The 16,569-nt window shown below is 71.3% G+C and carries 15 protein-coding genes; 9 read left to right on the top strand and 6 right to left on the bottom strand.

The window, feature by feature from the left end; all coding sequences use genetic code 11:
• Nucleotide 1 precedes the first annotated feature (1 nt).
• Nucleotides 2-541, bottom strand: a complete 540-nt coding sequence (locus tag N5D62_RS26615; protein ID WP_279761076.1) for a molybdopterin-dependent oxidoreductase — start codon at nt 539-541, stop codon at nt 2-4.
• Between the two features lie 257 nt (nt 542-798).
• On the opposite strand from N5D62_RS26615, the gene N5D62_RS26610 reads away from it, so the two are divergent.
• Nucleotides 799-2,511 carry a long-chain fatty acid--CoA ligase gene (locus N5D62_RS26610; RefSeq protein ID WP_279761075.1) on the top strand — a complete coding sequence of 571 codons (1,713 nt, stop codon included), beginning with the start codon at nt 799-801 and terminating at the stop codon, nt 2,509-2,511.
• A gap of 157 nt (nt 2,512-2,668) precedes the next feature.
• Here N5D62_RS26610 and N5D62_RS26605 read toward each other — a convergent pair whose 3' ends face one another.
• From N5D62_RS26605 to N5D62_RS26595, 3 genes are read right to left on the bottom strand one after another with little or no spacing between them, the layout of a single operon-like run.
• Nucleotides 2,669-3,517 carry a DUF924 family protein gene (locus N5D62_RS26605; RefSeq protein ID WP_279761074.1) on the bottom strand — a complete coding sequence of 283 codons (849 nt, stop codon included), beginning with the start codon at nt 3,515-3,517 and terminating at the stop codon, nt 2,669-2,671.
• Nucleotides 3,514-5,640, bottom strand: coding sequence for a prolyl oligopeptidase family serine peptidase (locus N5D62_RS26600; protein ID WP_279761072.1), 2,127 nt, complete (start codon nt 5,638-5,640; stop codon nt 3,514-3,516). The genes N5D62_RS26605 and N5D62_RS26600 overlap by 4 nt, the downstream gene beginning before the upstream one ends.
• 57 nt (nt 5,641-5,697) lie before the next feature.
• Entirely contained in the window at nt 5,698-6,258 is a 561-nt protein-coding gene (locus tag N5D62_RS26595; RefSeq protein ID WP_279761070.1) for a YaeQ family protein, read from the bottom strand.
• A 196-nt stretch (nt 6,259-6,454) separates the two neighbouring features.
• Between N5D62_RS26595 and N5D62_RS26590 the strand changes: the two genes are divergently transcribed.
• The 6 genes from N5D62_RS26590 to N5D62_RS26565 all read left to right on the top strand — a co-directional run bounded on the left by N5D62_RS26590 (nt 6,455) and on the right by N5D62_RS26565 (nt 11,210).
• A complete protein-coding gene (locus N5D62_RS26590; RefSeq protein ID WP_279761068.1) occupies nt 6,455-7,105 on the top strand; it encodes a hypothetical protein in 651 nt (216 codons plus the stop codon).
• 119 nt (nt 7,106-7,224) lie between these two features.
• Nucleotides 7,225-9,279 (top strand): M3 family metallopeptidase, encoded by a 2,055-nt coding sequence (locus N5D62_RS26585; RefSeq protein ID WP_279761067.1) that lies wholly within the window; start codon nt 7,225-7,227, stop codon nt 9,277-9,279.
• A 261-nt stretch (nt 9,280-9,540) separates the two neighbouring features.
• The gene (locus tag N5D62_RS26580; RefSeq protein WP_279761065.1) at nt 9,541-9,816 is read left to right on the top strand and encodes a hypothetical protein; all 276 of its coding nucleotides are present in this window, start codon (nt 9,541-9,543) and stop codon (nt 9,814-9,816) included.
• Complete coding sequence (locus tag N5D62_RS26575; protein ID WP_279761064.1) at nt 9,813-10,058, top strand: hypothetical protein; 246 nt, start codon at nt 9,813-9,815, stop codon at nt 10,056-10,058. The genes N5D62_RS26580 and N5D62_RS26575 overlap by 4 nt, the downstream gene beginning before the upstream one ends.
• A complete protein-coding gene (locus N5D62_RS26570; protein ID WP_279761062.1) occupies nt 10,013-10,843 on the top strand; it encodes an SDR family NAD(P)-dependent oxidoreductase in 831 nt (276 codons plus the stop codon). The genes N5D62_RS26575 and N5D62_RS26570 overlap by 46 nt, the downstream gene beginning before the upstream one ends.
• Before the next feature lie 58 nt (nt 10,844-10,901).
• Complete coding sequence (locus N5D62_RS26565) at nt 10,902-11,210, top strand: hypothetical protein (protein WP_279761061.1); 309 nt, start codon at nt 10,902-10,904, stop codon at nt 11,208-11,210.
• A gap of 126 nt (nt 11,211-11,336) precedes the next feature.
• Here N5D62_RS26565 and rsgA read toward each other — a convergent pair whose 3' ends face one another.
• Nucleotides 11,337-12,257: a ribosome small subunit-dependent GTPase A gene (rsgA, locus tag N5D62_RS26560; RefSeq protein ID WP_279761059.1), complete on the bottom strand. Its 921-nt coding sequence runs from the start codon at nt 12,255-12,257 to the stop codon at nt 11,337-11,339.
• Entirely contained in the window at nt 12,254-13,537 is a 1,284-nt protein-coding gene (locus N5D62_RS26555) for a M48 family metallopeptidase (RefSeq protein ID WP_279761087.1), read from the bottom strand. The genes rsgA and N5D62_RS26555 overlap by 4 nt, the downstream gene beginning before the upstream one ends.
• Nucleotides 13,538-13,678: 141 nt before the next feature.
• Here N5D62_RS26555 and orn point away from each other — a divergent pair, with 141 nt between their 5' ends.
• Nucleotides 13,679-14,269 (top strand): oligoribonuclease, encoded by a 591-nt coding sequence (orn, locus tag N5D62_RS26550; RefSeq protein WP_279761056.1) that lies wholly within the window; start codon nt 13,679-13,681, stop codon nt 14,267-14,269.
• A gap of 54 nt (nt 14,270-14,323) precedes the next feature.
• On the top strand, nt 14,324-16,378 hold the full coding sequence (locus N5D62_RS26545; RefSeq protein WP_279761055.1) for a chorismate-binding protein: 2,055 nt from the start codon (nt 14,324-14,326) through the stop codon (nt 16,376-16,378).
• The last annotated feature ends 191 nt before the right edge of the window (nt 16,379-16,569 follow it).

Raw genomic sequence — 16,569 nt, 5'->3', positions numbered from 1 at the left:
GTCAGCGCAGCTCCAGGTGGGTCAGCTGCCACGCGGAGCGGCCGTAGAACACGCTGTTGCGCAGCTCGGGCGCGCGATCGAACGGGTAGATCAGGAACAGCGGGCCCTTGTCGCGCACCGCCATCGGCTTGTCGTCGAGCAGCCGCGCGACGATCACGTCGTAGCGCTGGCTGTCAGCCATCGGGATGCTGACGCGGTAGTCGTTGAGCGCGCGGGCCTCGATCGTGCGGCCCTGCGCGCCGGCCGCGGCGAGCACGTCGCGCAGCAGCGGGCCGGTGAACTTGCGCGGCGCCGGGTACCAGGGCGTCTGGGTGCTGAAGCTGACCTGCGGGAGCTTCTCGAGCATCGCCATGTCGAAGGCCGCGCGACCGTCACGATTGGCGTTGCGCAGCGCGCCGCCGACGGTCAGCACCACGGGACCGGCGGGAAGCTCCAGCGGCGCGTCGGCGGGGATCGCCCAGACGGGGGCGGTGGCGGCCGGTCCGAGGGCCAGCAAACAGGTCAGCAGCCCCTTCAGGGCGGTACGGCGCGCGGTCGGCATGAACGGGAAGGACGGGGCCCGGCCGCGCGCCGGCGCCCAGCAGGGAAGGGGCGGGCGCCGCATGGGCATTGGTGAAAGTCCGCATGCTACGCGGGGGACCCGGGCGGAGCATGTCCGGGACCACCCCAATGCCGGGGACGAGTGTCGTTTATGCCACAGCGGACCGGCGGCCCCGCTGTCGCAGGAGAGACAAGGCCACCGCCGGCACGGACAGAAGATCCGGCCGGACGACAGACAACAGCCAGGAGACAGCACCGATGACGCGCGTGGTCACCCCTCGTCCCGAGAACGCCGATGTCCAGCACAGCCACTGGCCGGCCCGGCTGCCGCGGCGGCTGTCGATCCCGCGGACCTCGCTGTGGTTCAACCTCGAGGTGTCGGCGACGCGTCATCCGGACAAGGCGGCCACGCAGTTCCTCGGCGCGACGCTGAGCTACCGTGAGATGCGCCGCCAGGCCGAGGCGCTCGCTGGCTGGCTGCGGGCGCAGGGCGTGGGCAAGGGCGACCGCGTGGCGCTGTTCATGCAGAACTGCCCGCAGTACCTGATCGCCTTCTACGCGATCAACCGGGCCGACGCGGTGGTGGTGCCGGTCAATCCGATGAACCGCGAGGACGAGTTCGGCCATTACCTGACCGATCCCGAAACCAAGGTCGTGATCTGCAGCGGCGAGCTCGCCGGCATCGTGGACAAGGCCGCCGTCAAGCTGCCCGACGCGCAGCGCCCGCGCGCGGTGCTGGTCACCCAGTACTGGCAGATGCTGCCGGCCGACGGCCCCGATCCCGCCTGCGATGCGCCCGAGGCGATGCGCGCCTGGCTGACCGCGCGTCACGAACTCCCGGCCGGGGCGATCGACTGGCGCGACGCGATCGGCGCCGGCCATGCGCCCGGTCCGCACACCGCGGGACCGGACGACCTGGCGATGCTGCCCTACACCTCCGGCACCACCGGCCTGCCCAAGGGCTGCATGCACACCAACGCCACGTTGATGGCCAACAGCTGCGGCGGCTGCCAGTGGGGCTATGCCAGCGCCGAATCCGTCGGCCTGGCCGTGGTGCCGATGTTCCACATCACCGGCACGCTCTACGGCGTCCTGGGCCCCGTGTTCATCGGCATGACGATGGTGATCATGCCGCGCTGGGACCGCGAGCTCTGCGGCCGCCTGATCTCCCGTCACCAGGTCACGCACTGGACCTGCATCCCGACGATGATCATCGACCTGTTCGCCAGCCCCAACTACAAGAGCTTCGACCTCACGAGCCTGCGCTACCTCAGCGGCGGCGGCGCGGCCATGCCCAAGGCCGTCGCCGAACGGCTCCAGCAAGAATTCGGGCTGACCTTCGCCGAAGGCTACGGACTCACCGAAACCGCCGCGCCCAGTCACGGCAATCCGCCGGAGCGCGCCAAGCTCCAGTGCCTCGGCATCCCCATCTTCGGCGTCGACGCGCGCATCGTCGACCCGACCACCCTCGAGGAACTCCCCGTCGGCGAGGTGGGCGAAATCATCACCCACGGGCCCATGGTGTTCCAAGGCTATTGGCGTCAGCCCGACGCCACCGACGCCGCCTTCGTCGAACTCGACGGCAAACGCTTCTTCCGCACCGGTGACCTCGGGCGCATGGACGAAGAGGGCTACTTCTTCATCACCGACCGGCTCAAGCGAATGATCAACGCGAGCGGCTACAAGGTCTGGCCGTCGGAAGTCGAGATGCTGCTGTATCGGCATCCGGCGGTCCAGGAAGCCTGCGTGATCGCCGCCAAGGACGCCTATCGCGGGGAAACCGTCAAGGCCGTCGTCGTGCTCCGCGCGGAAGCCAAGGGCAAGACCACCGACAAGGACATCCTCGATTGGGCTCACGAACACATGGCCGCCTATAAGGCACCGCGCATCGTGCAGTTCGTCGACAACCTGCCGAAATCCGGGTCGGGGAAGGTGATGTGGCGGTTGCTTCAGGAACAAGAGGCCAAGTAAGGCGCGCACTCGGACAGTGCCGGGGCAGGCGACTCCCGTCGTGCCTCGGCGCTCAACTCCCTGCGCTCACCTGCGGCTCGCTTCGGTCAAACAGAACGCGCCCAGTCAGTTAGGACGGCACGACTTCGTCGCCTGCCCCGGCCCTGCCCGAGTGCAGTCAGAAGCGCGAGCCCGGTTGCTTCAGGAACTCCAACTCCTCTGGCGTGCTGGGGCGGCCCAGGATCTCGTTGCGGTGCGGGTAACGGCCGAATCGGACGATCACGTCGCGGTGACGGCGTGCGTAGTCCAAGGCGTCCTCGAGGCGGGCGTCTTCGGCGGCCAGCGCCTCGAAGGCCGCCACGCTGCGGTCCTGCATCGACAGATCCTCGGCATGCTCCAGCGGCATCGTCGCGAACCAACGCTCCAGGACGCCCAGGTCCTGCGCGCGCGGCAGTAGCGCCAGCGCGGCCTCCAGCGCCAGCGCGTCGCCCGCGAACGCCTGCGGCGTGTCGCGATGGATGTTGCGCGTGAACTGGTCCAGCACCACGATGCGCGCCAGCGCACCCCAGGGCGTCATGTCCCAGTCGCGCAGTTCGCCGCGCAGCGCCTGCGCGACCGTCGCGCCGAAACGCTCGCGCAGCACGGCGTCGAAAGCCTCGTCCTTCTTGAACCACTTCATCAGGACCTGGCCATCCTGCTCGCCGCCGGGCTGGCCGAACCACTCGTTGAGCACCCGTTGCGCCGGCGCGGGCGTCAGCAATCGCTGCCATCGCGGGTGGCGCAGCAGCCAGTGCCGCACGTAGCTGCAGCCCGGCACCAGCTGCAGCGGGAACTCCGCCAGCCAGCGCGCCGCCGTCTCCACCAGCGCCGCGGCCAGGCCCTGCCCACGCAACTGCGCCGGCACGCCGGTGTGCGTGATGATCAGCTGTTCGCCGTGGCGCTCATAGTCCAGCCGGCATTGCAGTCCGGGTTGCGGCTGCGCAAGGAAGCATCTCGCGTCGGGATGATGCTGGATGACGATATTCACGCTGCGTCTCCACTCTGGGCCTCCCTGCCGAGTTGTCGCCACAAGTAGCTGAACTCCAGGGCTTGCAACAGCGCCCGCTGGCGGTTGTCCGCCGCGCCGCCATGGCCGCCCTCGATGTTTTCGTAATAGAAACACGCCTGCCCCAACGCAAGCATGCGAGCCGCCATTTTCCTCGCGTGGCCGGGATGCACGCGGTCATCGCGCGTCGACGTGGCGAAGAGCGCCCTCGGATACGTCACGCCCGGCTTGAGCTGCTGGTACGGGCTGTACGCGGCGAGGACCGCCCAATCCTCCGCCTCGTCCGGATCGCCGTACTCCGCGATCCACGACGCGCCCGCGAGCAGCAGGTGATAGCGCTTCATGTCCAGCAGCGGCACCTGGCACACGACCGCGCCGAACAGCTCCGGCCTCTGCACCATGCACGCGCCCACCAGCAGCCCGCCGTTGCTGCCGCCCATGATCCCGAGCCGCGCCGGCGTGGTCAGGCCCTGCGCGACCAGGTCCTCCGCCACCGCGATGAAGTCGTCGAAGCTGCGCTGCTTGTGCGTCAGCGTCGCGGCCTGGTGCCAGCGCGGGCCGTACTCGCCGCCGCCCCGGATGTTGGCCACCACCAGCCGTCCGCCGCGCGCCAGCCACGCCCGGCCGTTGCCGCCCGAGTACCACGGCTGCAGCGAAATCTCGAAGCCGCCGTAGCCGTAGAGCAGCGTGGGCGTCTCCGCGCCGCGGCCCGGCTTGCCGATGACGAAGTAGGGAATGCTCTCGCCGTCCGCGCTGGTGGCGAAGCGCTGCTCGACCGCCATGCCGTGCGCGTCGAACTGCGCGCCGCGCTGCTTGAGCGTCTCGCGCGCGTCGGTGCCGGCGCTGGCCAGGCAGACGATGTCCGGCGTCAGGAAGTCGCAGTAGTGCAGCAGGTAGCGGTCGCCTAGCGGGTCCTCGCGCAGCTCCGGGTCGTGCAGGCTCTGCACGCTCAGCGTGCCGGGGAAGGGCGCCTTGACCTGGCGCAGCACCGGCGTGCGGTGGGAGAGGTCCCACTCCTCGAGCCGGCTGGCGACGTGCTCGCTCACGTTGAGCAGCAGGTGGTGCCGCGTCAGCGTGTAGTCCTCGAGCGAGCGGCCCGCCGTCGGCGAGAACATGACCCGGATGTGCTTGTCGTGGCGCTCGTTCTTCCAGAACGCCGCCTCCTCCATCAGCAGCAGCGACCCCGACGGATAGGTCGGGCCGTGCGGGATGTGCCAGTCGGTGCGCGGACGCAGCAGCATCCACGGGCCCTCCAGGTGCACGCTCATGTCGGAGGGCAGGTCGATCAGGACGAACTCGCCGTCCTTCCACAGGAAGCGCCGCTGGTTGTAGAAGTCCAGTTCGCGGCTGAAGACGATGCGCTCGTGCCCCGGCGTGCGGTCCACCGACACCGTCACCGACACGTCGTGCGGGTCGCCCTCGAAGATCACCGGCGCCGCCTCGAGCGGCGTGCCGCGCGGCCAGCGCCGGATCTGGCGCGGATAACCCGAGTCGGTCAGCGAATCCGGCCCGAAGTCGCTGCCCACCAGCAGCGTGTCGGCGTCCTGCCACTCGACGTCGCTCTTGGCCTCGGGCACGAAGAAGCCGCCGTCGGCCGGCGGGATGAAGCGCAGCGTCTCGAGGTCGAATTCGCGCAGCTCATGCGCGTCGGCGCCGCCGTCGGACAGCGACACCAGGCAGCGGCGGTACTCGGGCGCCAGCGCGATCGCGCCGTGGAAGACCCAGCTGCGGCCCTCGTCGCGGCCCAGCGCGTCCAGGTCCAGCACCAGGCGCCAGGGCGGCTCGGCCAGCTGGTACTCCTCCAGCGTGCAGCGCCGCCACAGGCCGCGCGGATGGGCGTCGTCCTGCCACAGGTTGTAGAACCAGTCGCCGCGCCGCGCGACATGCGGGATGCGGTCGCGGGCGTTGAGGATCTGCAGCAGTTCCTCGCGCAGCGGCTCGAACTCGGGTTCCGCCTTCAGCGCCGCCATCGTGGCGTCGTTGCGCTCGCGCACCCACTGCAGCGCGCGCTCGCCCTCGTCGCCGTCCAGCGCCTCGAGCCAGAGGAACGGATCGTCCGCGGCGGCGGCGGTGTCGAGGGAAGGGCTCGGGACGGATGACGGCACGACGGACTCCTTGTTGGCACGGGCCCGCGGCGCGGCGCGGGCGATCGGACGGTGACCTTACTCTTCGCGTTCCTTGAGCAGCTGCGGCGTGACCTCGACGGCGCCCTTGTCGGTGCTGACGTACGCCGTCCCGTCCTGGATGCTGACCTGCCACTGCATGCCGCGTTCCACCAGCGCGGCCAGCGCCTGCGCCTGCTCCGCCGGAATCTGCCACACCGCCAGCTTGGGCGTGCGCTGCAGCTTGTTCTGGATGCCGCTCCACCACACCGGCGTGCTGGACGCGTAGCTGATGACGGTGACGCGCTCGGCGCGGCCGTGGGCCTGGCGCAGCCGGCGCTCGTCGGGCTGGCCCAGCTCGATCCAGTGCACCACCTCGCCGGTCAGGTCCAGCTGCCACAGCGGCGGCTCGTCCACGTCGGACAGGCCCTTGCTGAACTCCAGCCGGCCGCGCAGGTCGTCGGCGGGCACGTGCAGCGCGAAGGCCAGGATGCGCAGCATCATGCGTTCGTCGGTCTCGGACGGGTGGCGCGCGACGGTCAGCGCGTGCTCGCCGTAGACATGGCGGTCCATGTCGGAGAGTTGGATCTGGGCTTTGTGGATGGTGGCCTTGAGCGCCATGGTCGGTGTGCCGCCTGGGGCGGTCGGTGCGGGGTGGACGGCCCGCCGTGCGGGCTGCACGCGGGCCGGAAACGATCTGAAGCGGCGCATTATCCGGGTCGTGGCATCATGCCGACCCGCATACGAGCCGCCCGGCGAACCGGCCGGCCGTACCGACGAGACAGCGCCCATCCGGCGCAATGACCTGAGAGACGACATGAACACTCTTCGCACCTCCCTGGCCGTCGCGGCCCTGCTGGCCTGCGGCCTGGCCTTCGCCCAATCGAACACCGGCGCCGCCAAGCCGGCCGCCCCGGCCGCCGCGACCACCAAGGGCGGCAAGGGCAAGCTGATGACCCGCGACGAGCTGCGCGCCTGCATGGCCTCCAACCAGAAGAACGAGGCCGAGGCCGCCGAGCTGGAGAAGAAGAAGGCCGTGGTGCTCAAGCAGCGCGACGACCTGAAGGCCGCCAAGGCGGAGTCCGACAAGTTCGAGTCCGACATGCAGGCCCAGGGCGCGGCCCTGAAGGGCGAGATCGACGCGGTCAAGGCCTTCGGCGCCGAGATCGAGGCCGGCGCGTCCAAGATGGAGAAGGACCAGCTCAAGGCCAAGCAGGAGGAATACCAGACCCGCGCCAACGCCCTGCAGCCCAAGATCGACGCGTTCAACAAGGCGCGCAACGACCGCGTCGAGGTCAACAAGACCTTCAACGCCAAGGTCGACGAACACCAGAAGGTGGCCGACGAGTTCAACGAGGCCGTCGAGGACCTGAACGACAAGCGCAACGAGTGGAAGCTCAAGTGCGGCAACCGGGCCTACGACGAGGCCGACGAGATCGCGATCAAGAAGGAACAGGGCAAGAAGTAAGCCCCGAGGGCGCCGCGCGGCGCCCCTTTCGACGCCACGGGAACGGCGCCGGCACCGAACGCGGTCCGGCGCCGTTCCTACAATCGGCGCCCGATTCCCAAGGCCTCCATGGAGACACGATGAGCGCCGCCAATCCCCTGCTGTCCGCCTGGACCGGCCCCTACGGGCTGCCCCCGTTCGACGCGATCGACGCCGGACATTTCGAACCCGCCTTCGAGGCCGCGCTGGCCGCGCACCGCGCCGAGCTCGACGCGATCGCCGCGCAGGCCGCGCCGCCCAGCTTCGACAACACGCTCGCCGCCTTCGACCGCGGCGGCCGCGCGCTGACCGCGCTGGAGCACCTGTTCTCGACGCTCAGCGCCTCGGCCAGCTCGCCCGAGCTGCAGGCGGTGCAGCGCCGCATGGCCGCGCCGCTGGCCGCGCACACCAACGCGATCTACCTGAACGCCGCGCTGTTCGCGCGCGTCGAGGCGCTGCACGAGCAGCGCGCCGCGCTCGGCCTGACGCCGCAGCAGCTGCGCCTGCTCGAGCGCGTGCACCTGGACTTCGTCCGCGCCGGCGCCCGGCTGCAGGGCGAGGCCCGCGCCCGCTACGCCGCGATCATGGAACGCCAGGCCGAGCTCAATACCCGCTTCGCGCAGAACGTGCTGGCCGACGAGAGCCGCTACCAGCTGGTGCTGCGCGGCGAGGCCGAGCTGGCCGGGCTGCCGGACTTCGTGCGCGCCGCCGCGCGCCAGGCGGCGCTGGACCGCGGCCAGGCCGGGGAGGGCGTGCACGTGGTGACGCTGTCGCGCTCGCTGATCGTGCCCTTCCTGACCTTCAGCGACCGCCGCGACCTGCGCGAGCAGGCCTGGCGCGCCTGGATCGGCCGCGGCGACGACACCGGCGACACCGACAACCGCGAGCTCGTGCGCGAGCTGCTCGCGCTGCGCCACGAGCAGGCCGCGCTGCACGGCCACCGCAGCTACGCGGACTACGCGCTGGCCGACACGATGGCCGGCCGCCAGTCGGCGGTGCAGGGCCTGCTGGACCAGGTCTGGGAACCGGCCAAGGCGGCCGCCGCGCGCGAGCGGGCGATGCTCGACGAGGTGCGCGTCCAGCTCGGCCATGACCACGCGATCGAAGCCTGGGACTGGCGCTGGTACGCCGAGAAGGTGCGCCAGCAGCGTTTCCAGCTCGACGAGGCCGAGGTCAAGCCCTACTTCCCGCTCGACGCGATGGTGCAGGCGATGTTCGACTGCGCCGAGCGCCTCTATGGGCTGCGCTTCGTCGCCCAGCCGCAGGTCGCCGGCTACCACCCCGACGTGAAGGTCCACGAGGTCCGGCGCCAGGACGGCTCGCTGCGCGGCATCTTCATCCAGGACAACTTCGCGCGGCCGACCAAGCGCAGCGGCGCCTGGATGAACGCGCTGCGCTGGCAGGCCCGCAACGGCATCGACGCGCTGCCGGTCATCCTGAACAACAACAACTTCGCCAAGGGCGCGCCCGGCGAACCGACGCTGCTGTCCTTCGACGACGTGCGCACGCTGTTCCACGAGTTCGGCCACGGCCTGCACGGCCTGCTGTCGGACGTCGAGTTCGAGCGCCTGTCGGGCACGCAGGTGCTGCGCGACTTCGTCGAGCTGCCGTCGCAGCTGATGGAGCACTGGATGGCCGAGCCGGTGGTGCTCAAGCGCCATGCGCGGCACTACAAGACGGGCGAGCCGCTGCCCGACGCGCTGCTCGAGCGGCTGAAGGCCGCGGCCACCTTCAACCAGGGCTACGAGACGGTGCGCTACTGCGCCTCGGCGCTGGTGGACCTGGCGATCCATGCGCTGGAACAGCCGCAGCCGCCGGACCCGGTCGCCTTCGAGCGCGAGACGCTGGAGCGGCTGGGCCTGCCGCCGGCGATCGGCCTGAACCATCGGCTGACGCACTTCCAGCACCTGTTCTCCGGCAGTTCCTACGCGTCGGGCTATTACGTCTACCTGTGGGCCGAGGTGCTGGACTGCGACGCCTTCGAGGCCTTCGTCGAGGCCGGCGATCCGTTCGACCGGTCGGTCGCCCAATCGGTGCTGGACCACATCCTGGCCGTCGGCAACAGCCGTGAGCCGGGCGAGACCTACCGCGCCTTCCGCGGCCGGGACGCGCGGGTCGAGCCGATGCTCAAGGGCCGGGGGCTGATCCCCGCCTGAAGGGCGACCGAGCACGGTCCGATCGCGTTCGGGCTGCTTAGCCGAGGGCGTTGGACCGACGCCCGATCCCCACGACGAGGGCCCCGGAAGGGGCCTTCCCTCGTTTGGGGGAAACCCTGAAGTCGCGCGCCATTCGTCGCGCGCAGGCGCAGTTCGTCGCTAGCAAGAATGTGTTGGTCGCAGCAAGCTTTTGCTAGGGGTTAACCCCTGCGACAGTTCGCTCCATGCCGCAAGCCCACCCCCGCGGCACCGGAGAACACGATGAACACCATTCGCTGCTACGACCGTTTCACGAACGCCAAGCGCCTGGCCGCGCTGATCGGGATCGCGACCGGCATCGCCGCCGGCCTGCTGCTGGCGCTGCCCAGCCGCGCCGAGCAGCCGCAGCGCCTGCCGACGGTGGTCATCAACGGCAAGTCGAGCCAGACGCTGGCGGCGATGCGCGATGCCGGCGAGCTGCGCACGCTGCCGACGGTGGTCGTCTCCGGCCGCCGCGCGGACCGCGCGTTCGACGGCGAACAGGTGGCCGCGCGATGAGCGCGCTGGCGCAATTCCAGGCTGTCCCCGCGATGGACGCGGGGCTGACCATGGTGGGGGCGGGCGGTGTCGCGCTGGAGGCCGCGCACGGCATCCGGCTGTCCTGGCCGGCGCCGCTGGGCACGGCGGGCGCAGGCCGCGCGGCGGCATCCGCCCTGGGCCTGCCGATCCTGCCCTCGCTCCCTATGATGCGGGGATGGACTCCGCCCACGCCGCCCTCGATCCCGTCGCTGCCGACGTGACGACTTCCCCGGAAGTCGTTCCGCTCGCGTCGGCCACGCCCCTGAACGCCCGTTTCGCCGCCGTGACCGGCGCCGGTTCCGGCATCGGCCGCGCCACCGCGCACGTGCTGATGCAGGCCGGCTGGCAGGTCGCGCTGCTGGGCCGCCGCGAGGACATGCTGCGCGAGACCGCGGCGCTGGCGCCCGAGCGCGCGCTGGTGCTGCCCACCGACGTCGCGGACGAGGCGCAGGTCGCCGCCGCGTTCGCCGAGATCGAGCGCCGCTGGGGCCGGCTCGACTTCCTGTTCAACAACGCCGGCCGCGGCGCGCCCGCGATGGACATCGACGAACTGAGCGTCGAGACCTGGCGCGCCGTCGTCGACGTCAACCTGACCGGCAGCTTCCTGTGCGCCCGCGCGGCTTTCGGGCTGATGAAGCGGCAGTCGCCGCGCGGCGGGCGCATCGTCAACAACGGCTCGATCTCGGCGCATGCGCCGCGGCCGGGCTCGATCGCCTACACCTCGACCAAGCACGCGATCACCGGGCTGACGAAGACGCTGGCGCTGGACGGCCGCAAGCACGACATCGCCGCGGGCCAGATCGACATCGGCAACGCCGAAACCGACCTCACCGAACGCTTCAAGCACGGCGTGCCGCAGGCGCACGGCGCCACGATGGTCGAGCCGGTGATGGATGTCGCGCACGCCGCCAGCGCGCTGCGCTACATGGCGGAGCTGCCGCTGTCGGCCAACGTGCCGTTCCTGACGGTGATGGCCACCAAGATGCCCTTCATTGGCCGCGGCTGATCGCGGCTCCCGCTTTTCCGCACTTGAAAACCCGCGATCGTCCCGACTTGAAAGACCGATGAACGCTTTGTCCACTCTGTTCGCCATCGCCGCCCGCCTCGTGCTGGCGGTCGCGTCGCTGGTGCTGTTCCTGGCCGTGCTCGTGGCCGGGCTGGTGATCTTCGGCGTCGTGCTGCTGTGGAGCCTGATCCGCGGCCGCAAGCCGACGTTGCGGACCGCGGCCTTCCAGCGCGCGGCGCAGTTCCGCGCGCAGGCCTTCCGCGCCGGCGGCATGTCCGCGGGCCGCGCGCCGCGCGGCGAGGTGATCGACGCCGAGGTCCGCGAGGTCCACGACGCCACCCCGGCGGATCCGCGCCTGGAACGCTGACTGCGGGAGGCCGCCGCCCCTCACTCCGCCCGCTCCCGCAAGCGGGGGGAGGGAGCCCCCTCGGCGGCGTTCTTGCTCCCTCTCCCGCTTGCGGGGAGAGGGCAGGGGTGAGGGCCAGCGGCCGTCTCAGTATTTCGGCGGCGCGCTGAGCTCGTCCCAGAGTTCGTCGTAGATCCGATAGCGCGACGGGCTGATGCGCCCGGCCTCGACCGCGACCAGCACCGCGCAGCCCGGCTCGTGCCGGTGGCTGCAGTTGTGGAAGCGGCATTCGCCCAGGTAGGGCTTGAAGTCCGGCATGTAGCTCGCCAGGTCCGGCGCCGCGATCTGGCGCAGGCCGAATTCCTGGAAGCCCGGCGAGTCGATCAGCGCCGAACGCGCCCGGCCGTCGGCCGGCGCGGGCTCGGTCCAGTACCACTGCGTCGTCGTGGTCGTGTGGCGGCCCGAATTGAGTGCCTGCGAGATCTCGCCCACCTGCGCCTGCGCGTCGGGCACCAGCAGGTTGATCAGCGTGCTCTTGCCGGTGCCGCTGGGGCCCAGCACCAGCGTCGACTGGCCCTGCAGCAGCGGATGCAGCGTCTCGCGCGCCTCCTCCGGACGGCCCTTGAAGCTGAGTTCCAGCACCCGCTGGCCCATCGCCGTGTACGGCGCCAGCCGCGCGCGCGCGGCGTCGGCGCCGCCCAGGTCGGTCTTGTTGAGCACGATGTCGGCGGCGATGCCGGCGCTCTCGGCCGCGATCAGCGCGCGGGTGAGCTGCGACTCGGAGAACTGCGGCTCCACCGCCACCAGCACCAGCAGCCGGTCCAGGTTGGCGGCGAAGCTCTTGGTCTTCCACTCGTCCTGGCGGAACAGCAGGTTGCGCCGCGGCTCGACCCGCTCGATCACGCCCTCGTGGTCGCTGCTGCGCGCCCAGCGCACCCGGTCGCCGACGACGCAATCGCTCTTCTTTCCCCGGGTCAGGCAGTGCACGCGCACGCCGTCCTGGTCCTCGACGACGTAATGGCGCCCGTGCCCGCGCACCACCAGCCCGATCTGCGCCGCCTTGCTCATGCCGCGCCTCCGGCCGGCACGGCCGCGGGGCTGAGCGCCGCGATCGCCGCGAGCCGCTCGCCGGTCGGCGGGTGCGAGTAGTAGAAGCGCGCGAACAGCGGGTCCGGCGTCAGCGTGCCGGCGTTGTCCTCGTGCAGCTTGAGCAGCGCCCGGGTCAGCTCGGCGCCGCTGGCGTGCGCGCAGGCGTAGGCGTCGGCCTCGAACTCGTCCTTGCGCGACCAGAAGGAGGTCAGCGGCGTCAGGAAGAAGGTGAACGCCGGCAGCGCCATCAGGATCAGCATCAGCGCCAGCGCGTCGTTGGGCGCGTCCAGGCTCGGGCGCGCGCCCAGCCCGAGGTAGAAGCCCGCCTGGCCGCTCAGCCAGCCCAGCAGCGCGAACACGCCCAGGCTCATCGCGAACGACACCACCAGGCGCTTGAGCACGTGGCGGTGCTTGAAGTGGCCGAGCTCGTGCGCGAGCACCGCCTCCATTTCCGGCGGCGCAAGCCGCGCCAGCAGCGTGTCGAAGAACACCACCCGCTTGGCCGCGCCCAGTCCGGTGAAGTAGGCGTTGCTGTGCGCCGAGCGCTTGCTGCCGTCCATCACGAACAGCCCCCTGGAGGCGAAGCCGCAGCGCTTGAGCAGCGCGTCGATGGTCTGGACCATCGCGAGGTCGCGAAGCGGCTCGAACTTGTTGAACATCGGCGCGATGACCAGCGGCACCAGGACCATCATCAGCAGCGTGTAGGCCATCCACGCGCCCCAGGCCCACAGCCACCAGAACGCGCCGGCCTGGGCCATCAGCCACAGGATCAGCGCGGCGAACGGCAGGCCCAGCACCAGGCCGATCCCCATGGCCTTGAGGCCGTCGACGACGAACAGCCGGAGCGTCATGCGGTTGAAGCCGAAGCGCTGCTCGAGCCGGAAGATGTTGTAGAGCGTCCAGGGCAGGTCCAGCAGGCCCGACAGCAGCGCGAAGGCGGTCAGCAGGGCGAGCTGGTAGCCGAGGTCGCCGAGCTCCGGGCGCCACGACAGCGCCCACTGGTTGAGCAGGTCCAGCCCGCCCAGCAGCGTCCAGCCGATCAGCAGCGCGGTGTCCCAGGCCAGGTGCAGCGTGCCGAAGCGGCCGCGCGCGATCGTGTAGTCGGCCGCCTTCTGGTGCGCCGACAGCGGCACCGTGCCGACGAACGCGGCGGGCACCGCGGCGCGGTGGCGCGCCACGTGCCGCATCTGGCGCGACGACAGCCACAGCCGGAGCAGGAAGGACAGGAGCACCGCCGCGACGAACGCGGCGGTCAGCATCAGCGGGGAGTGGCCCAGCGCCGACGGCGCCGGGACGGCGGCGAGCGCCGCGGGAGGGATCTGCATAGCCGCCAAGTGTAGAAGAGGGGGCGTCGCCCCGCGCCTCGGCGACAATCGCGCCCAACCTGAAGGACAAACACGATGACCACCGACACCACGCCGATGGCCGGCACCAATCCGGACCTGCCGCTCAACGACCAGAACCTGATCTGGATCGACCTGGAAATGACCGGCCTGTTCCCCGACAAGGACCGCATCATCGAGATCGCCGTCGTCGTCACCGACGCCCATCTGAAGGTCCGCGTCGAGGGCCCGGTCTTCGCGATCCACCAGTCCGACGCGACGCTGGACGGCATGGACGCGTGGAACAAGGGCACGCACGGCAAGAGCGGCCTGATCGACCGGGTCAAGGCCTCCACGATCGCCGAAGCCGACGCCGAGCAGCAGGTCATCGATTTCCTCAAGGCCTACGTGCCGGCCGGCAAGTCGCCGATGTGCGGCAACTCGATCTGCCAGGACCGCCGCTTCCTGGCCAACTACATGCCCAAGCTGGAAGACTTCTTCCACTACCGCAACCTTGACGTGTCCACGCTCAAGGAGCTGGCGCGCCGCTGGAAGCCCGCCGCGATGGAAGGCTTCAAGAAGGCCCAGAAGCACACCGCGCTGGCCGACATCCATGAGTCCGTCGACGAACTGATCCATTACCGCGAACAGTTCCTGAAGCTGGACTGAGCGCCGCTTCCGGCTCCCTCACGACGAACGCGCTCCCGCGCGCCGAAGGCTCCCATGGATACCCCGCGCCGCCCCCAGGACCTGTGGGCGGTTTTCGACTTTCCGCGCCATCCGCTGGCGCGCGAGGACGGCGAACGCCTGCGTGGCGCCTTCTTCGCGCCGCCGGCGGAGCGCCTGGTCGCGCGCGATGCCGACCGGCTGCGCGCCGTGCTGCGCCTGGCGCATGCGGCGGCGCGCGCCGGCGCCTGGGTGCTGGGCGGCCTGCGCTACGAGGCGGCGGGGGCGCTCGACCCGGTGCTGCGCACGCGGCCGGCGGGCGACGTCCCGCTGGCGGAATTCCACGTCTGGCATGAGGCGCCCGCACCGTGGCCCGAGGAACTCGCGACGGCCGGCGCGGCCCGCGCGCATCCGATCGGTGCCTGGCGCGACACGCAGGACGACGCCGATGAACAGGCGCAGGTCGAGCGCATCCGCGCCTACATCCGGGACGGCGACTGCTACCAGGTCAACCTGACGACGCGGTTGGAGGCCGACGCCAACGCCAACGCCAGCGCCAACGCCAGCGCCAACGCCAGCGCCAACGCCAGCGCCGGCGCCGGCGCCGGCGCGGCGGCACTGGCAGGGGCTGTCGGAGGCGCGGCGCGGTTGGAGGCCGACGCCGACGCCCCCGGCTTCGATCCGGTGCTGCACTTCTTCGCGCTGCACGCGGCGCAGCCGGGCGGGTTCGCGCTGTTCCTGCGGGGCGAGTCCGACACCGTCGCGAGCGTGTCGCCGGAGCTGTTCTTCGACTGGCGGCCGCTGCCCGAGACGCCGCAGGCCAGCCACACCTGGCTGCTGTCGGCGCAGCCGATGAAGGGCACCGCGCCGCGTGGGCGCGACCGCGCCGCCGACGAGGCCGCCCAGGCCCACCTGCGCACCAGCGCCAAGGAGCGCGCCGAGAACCTCATGATCGTGGACCTGCTGCGCAACGACCTGTCGCGCGTGGCGGTGACGGGCTCGGTGCGGGTGCCGCGGCTGTTCGAGTTGCACGCGCTGCCCACGGTCTGGCAGATGACCTCGACCATCGGCGCGGTGACGCGCGCGGGCCTGGCGCTGGACGAGGTGATGGCGGCGCTGTTCCCCTGCGGCTCGATCACGGGCGCGCCCAAGAAGCGCGCGATGGAGGTGATCGACGAGCTCGAGCCCGGGCCGCGCGGCTGGTACTGCGGCGCGCTGGGCCTGCTGCAGCCGGGCGGGGCGGTGACCTTCAACGTGCCGATCCGCACGGTGGAGCAGCGCGGCGGCGTGCTGCGCTGCGGGGTGGGCAGCGGCATCACGCTGGACTCGCGGCCCGCCGACGAGATCGACGAGTGGCGCGCCAAGGCCCGTTTCCTGTCGCGGGCGCGGGCGCCGGTGGCAGCGCTCGAGACGCTGCGCCTGGACGACGGCGAGTTCGCCCGCGCGGCGCGGCACCTGGCGCGGATGCAGCGCACCGCGCGGCACTTCGGCCTGGCGTGGTCGGCCGACGCGTTCAAGGCGCGGCTGGTCGACATCGCGCGGCGCCACCCGCGCGGCGCCTGGCGCGTGCGGCTGACGCTGGCGCGCGATGGCGCGATCGGCGAGACGATCCAGTCGCTGCCGCAGGCCGGCGTCCTCGGGGATATCGGCCAGGCGGACGCGCCGTTGACGGTCGCACTGGCGCGCGCGCCGATCGACACGCGCGGCGCGGACGCCGAGTTCATCCAGCACAAGACGACGCGCCGCGAGGTGTACCAGGCCTTCCTGGACGCCAAGCCGGCGGACTGTTTCGACGTGCTGCTTTTCAACCGGGACGGCGAGCTCACCGAGGGCTGCCTGACCAACCTCGCGCTGCGACGGGCGCCGGACGGGCCGTGGCTGACGCCGCGCGCCGACGCCGGCCTGCTGCCCGGCACGCTGCGCGAGGAGTTGCTGGAACAGGGCCGGCTGCGCGAGGCGCGGCTGACCCTGGACGATCTGCGGCGCGCGCATGCGCTCGCCATCTTCAACAGTGTCCGGGGCTGGCGCGAGGCGCGGCTGCGGCACGAGGACTCCCATGACGACGACTTCCCAACGGCGCCGCCCGGCGGCGCGCAAGACCAGAGCGGATGAGGCGGCGGCCGAGCCGGCCGTGAGCGCCGACGCGGCGATCGAGACCGCGGCCGAGACCGCGCCCGTCGCCCAGCCCGAACCGGCGGCCGCAGCGGTGGCCGAAGCGACCAAGCCGGCCCGCAAGCGCGCCGGCCGGACCAAGGCGCAGCCCGCGCCGGCCGATGCCGAGGCCGAGGCGCCGGCGGACGTGT

Origin of the sequence: Mitsuaria sp. GD03876 (assembly GCF_029840635.1) — a bacterium.
Lineage (GTDB): Bacteria > Pseudomonadota > Gammaproteobacteria > Burkholderiales > Burkholderiaceae_C > Roseateles.
This window is presented reverse-complemented; position numbering and strand designations above follow the sequence as displayed.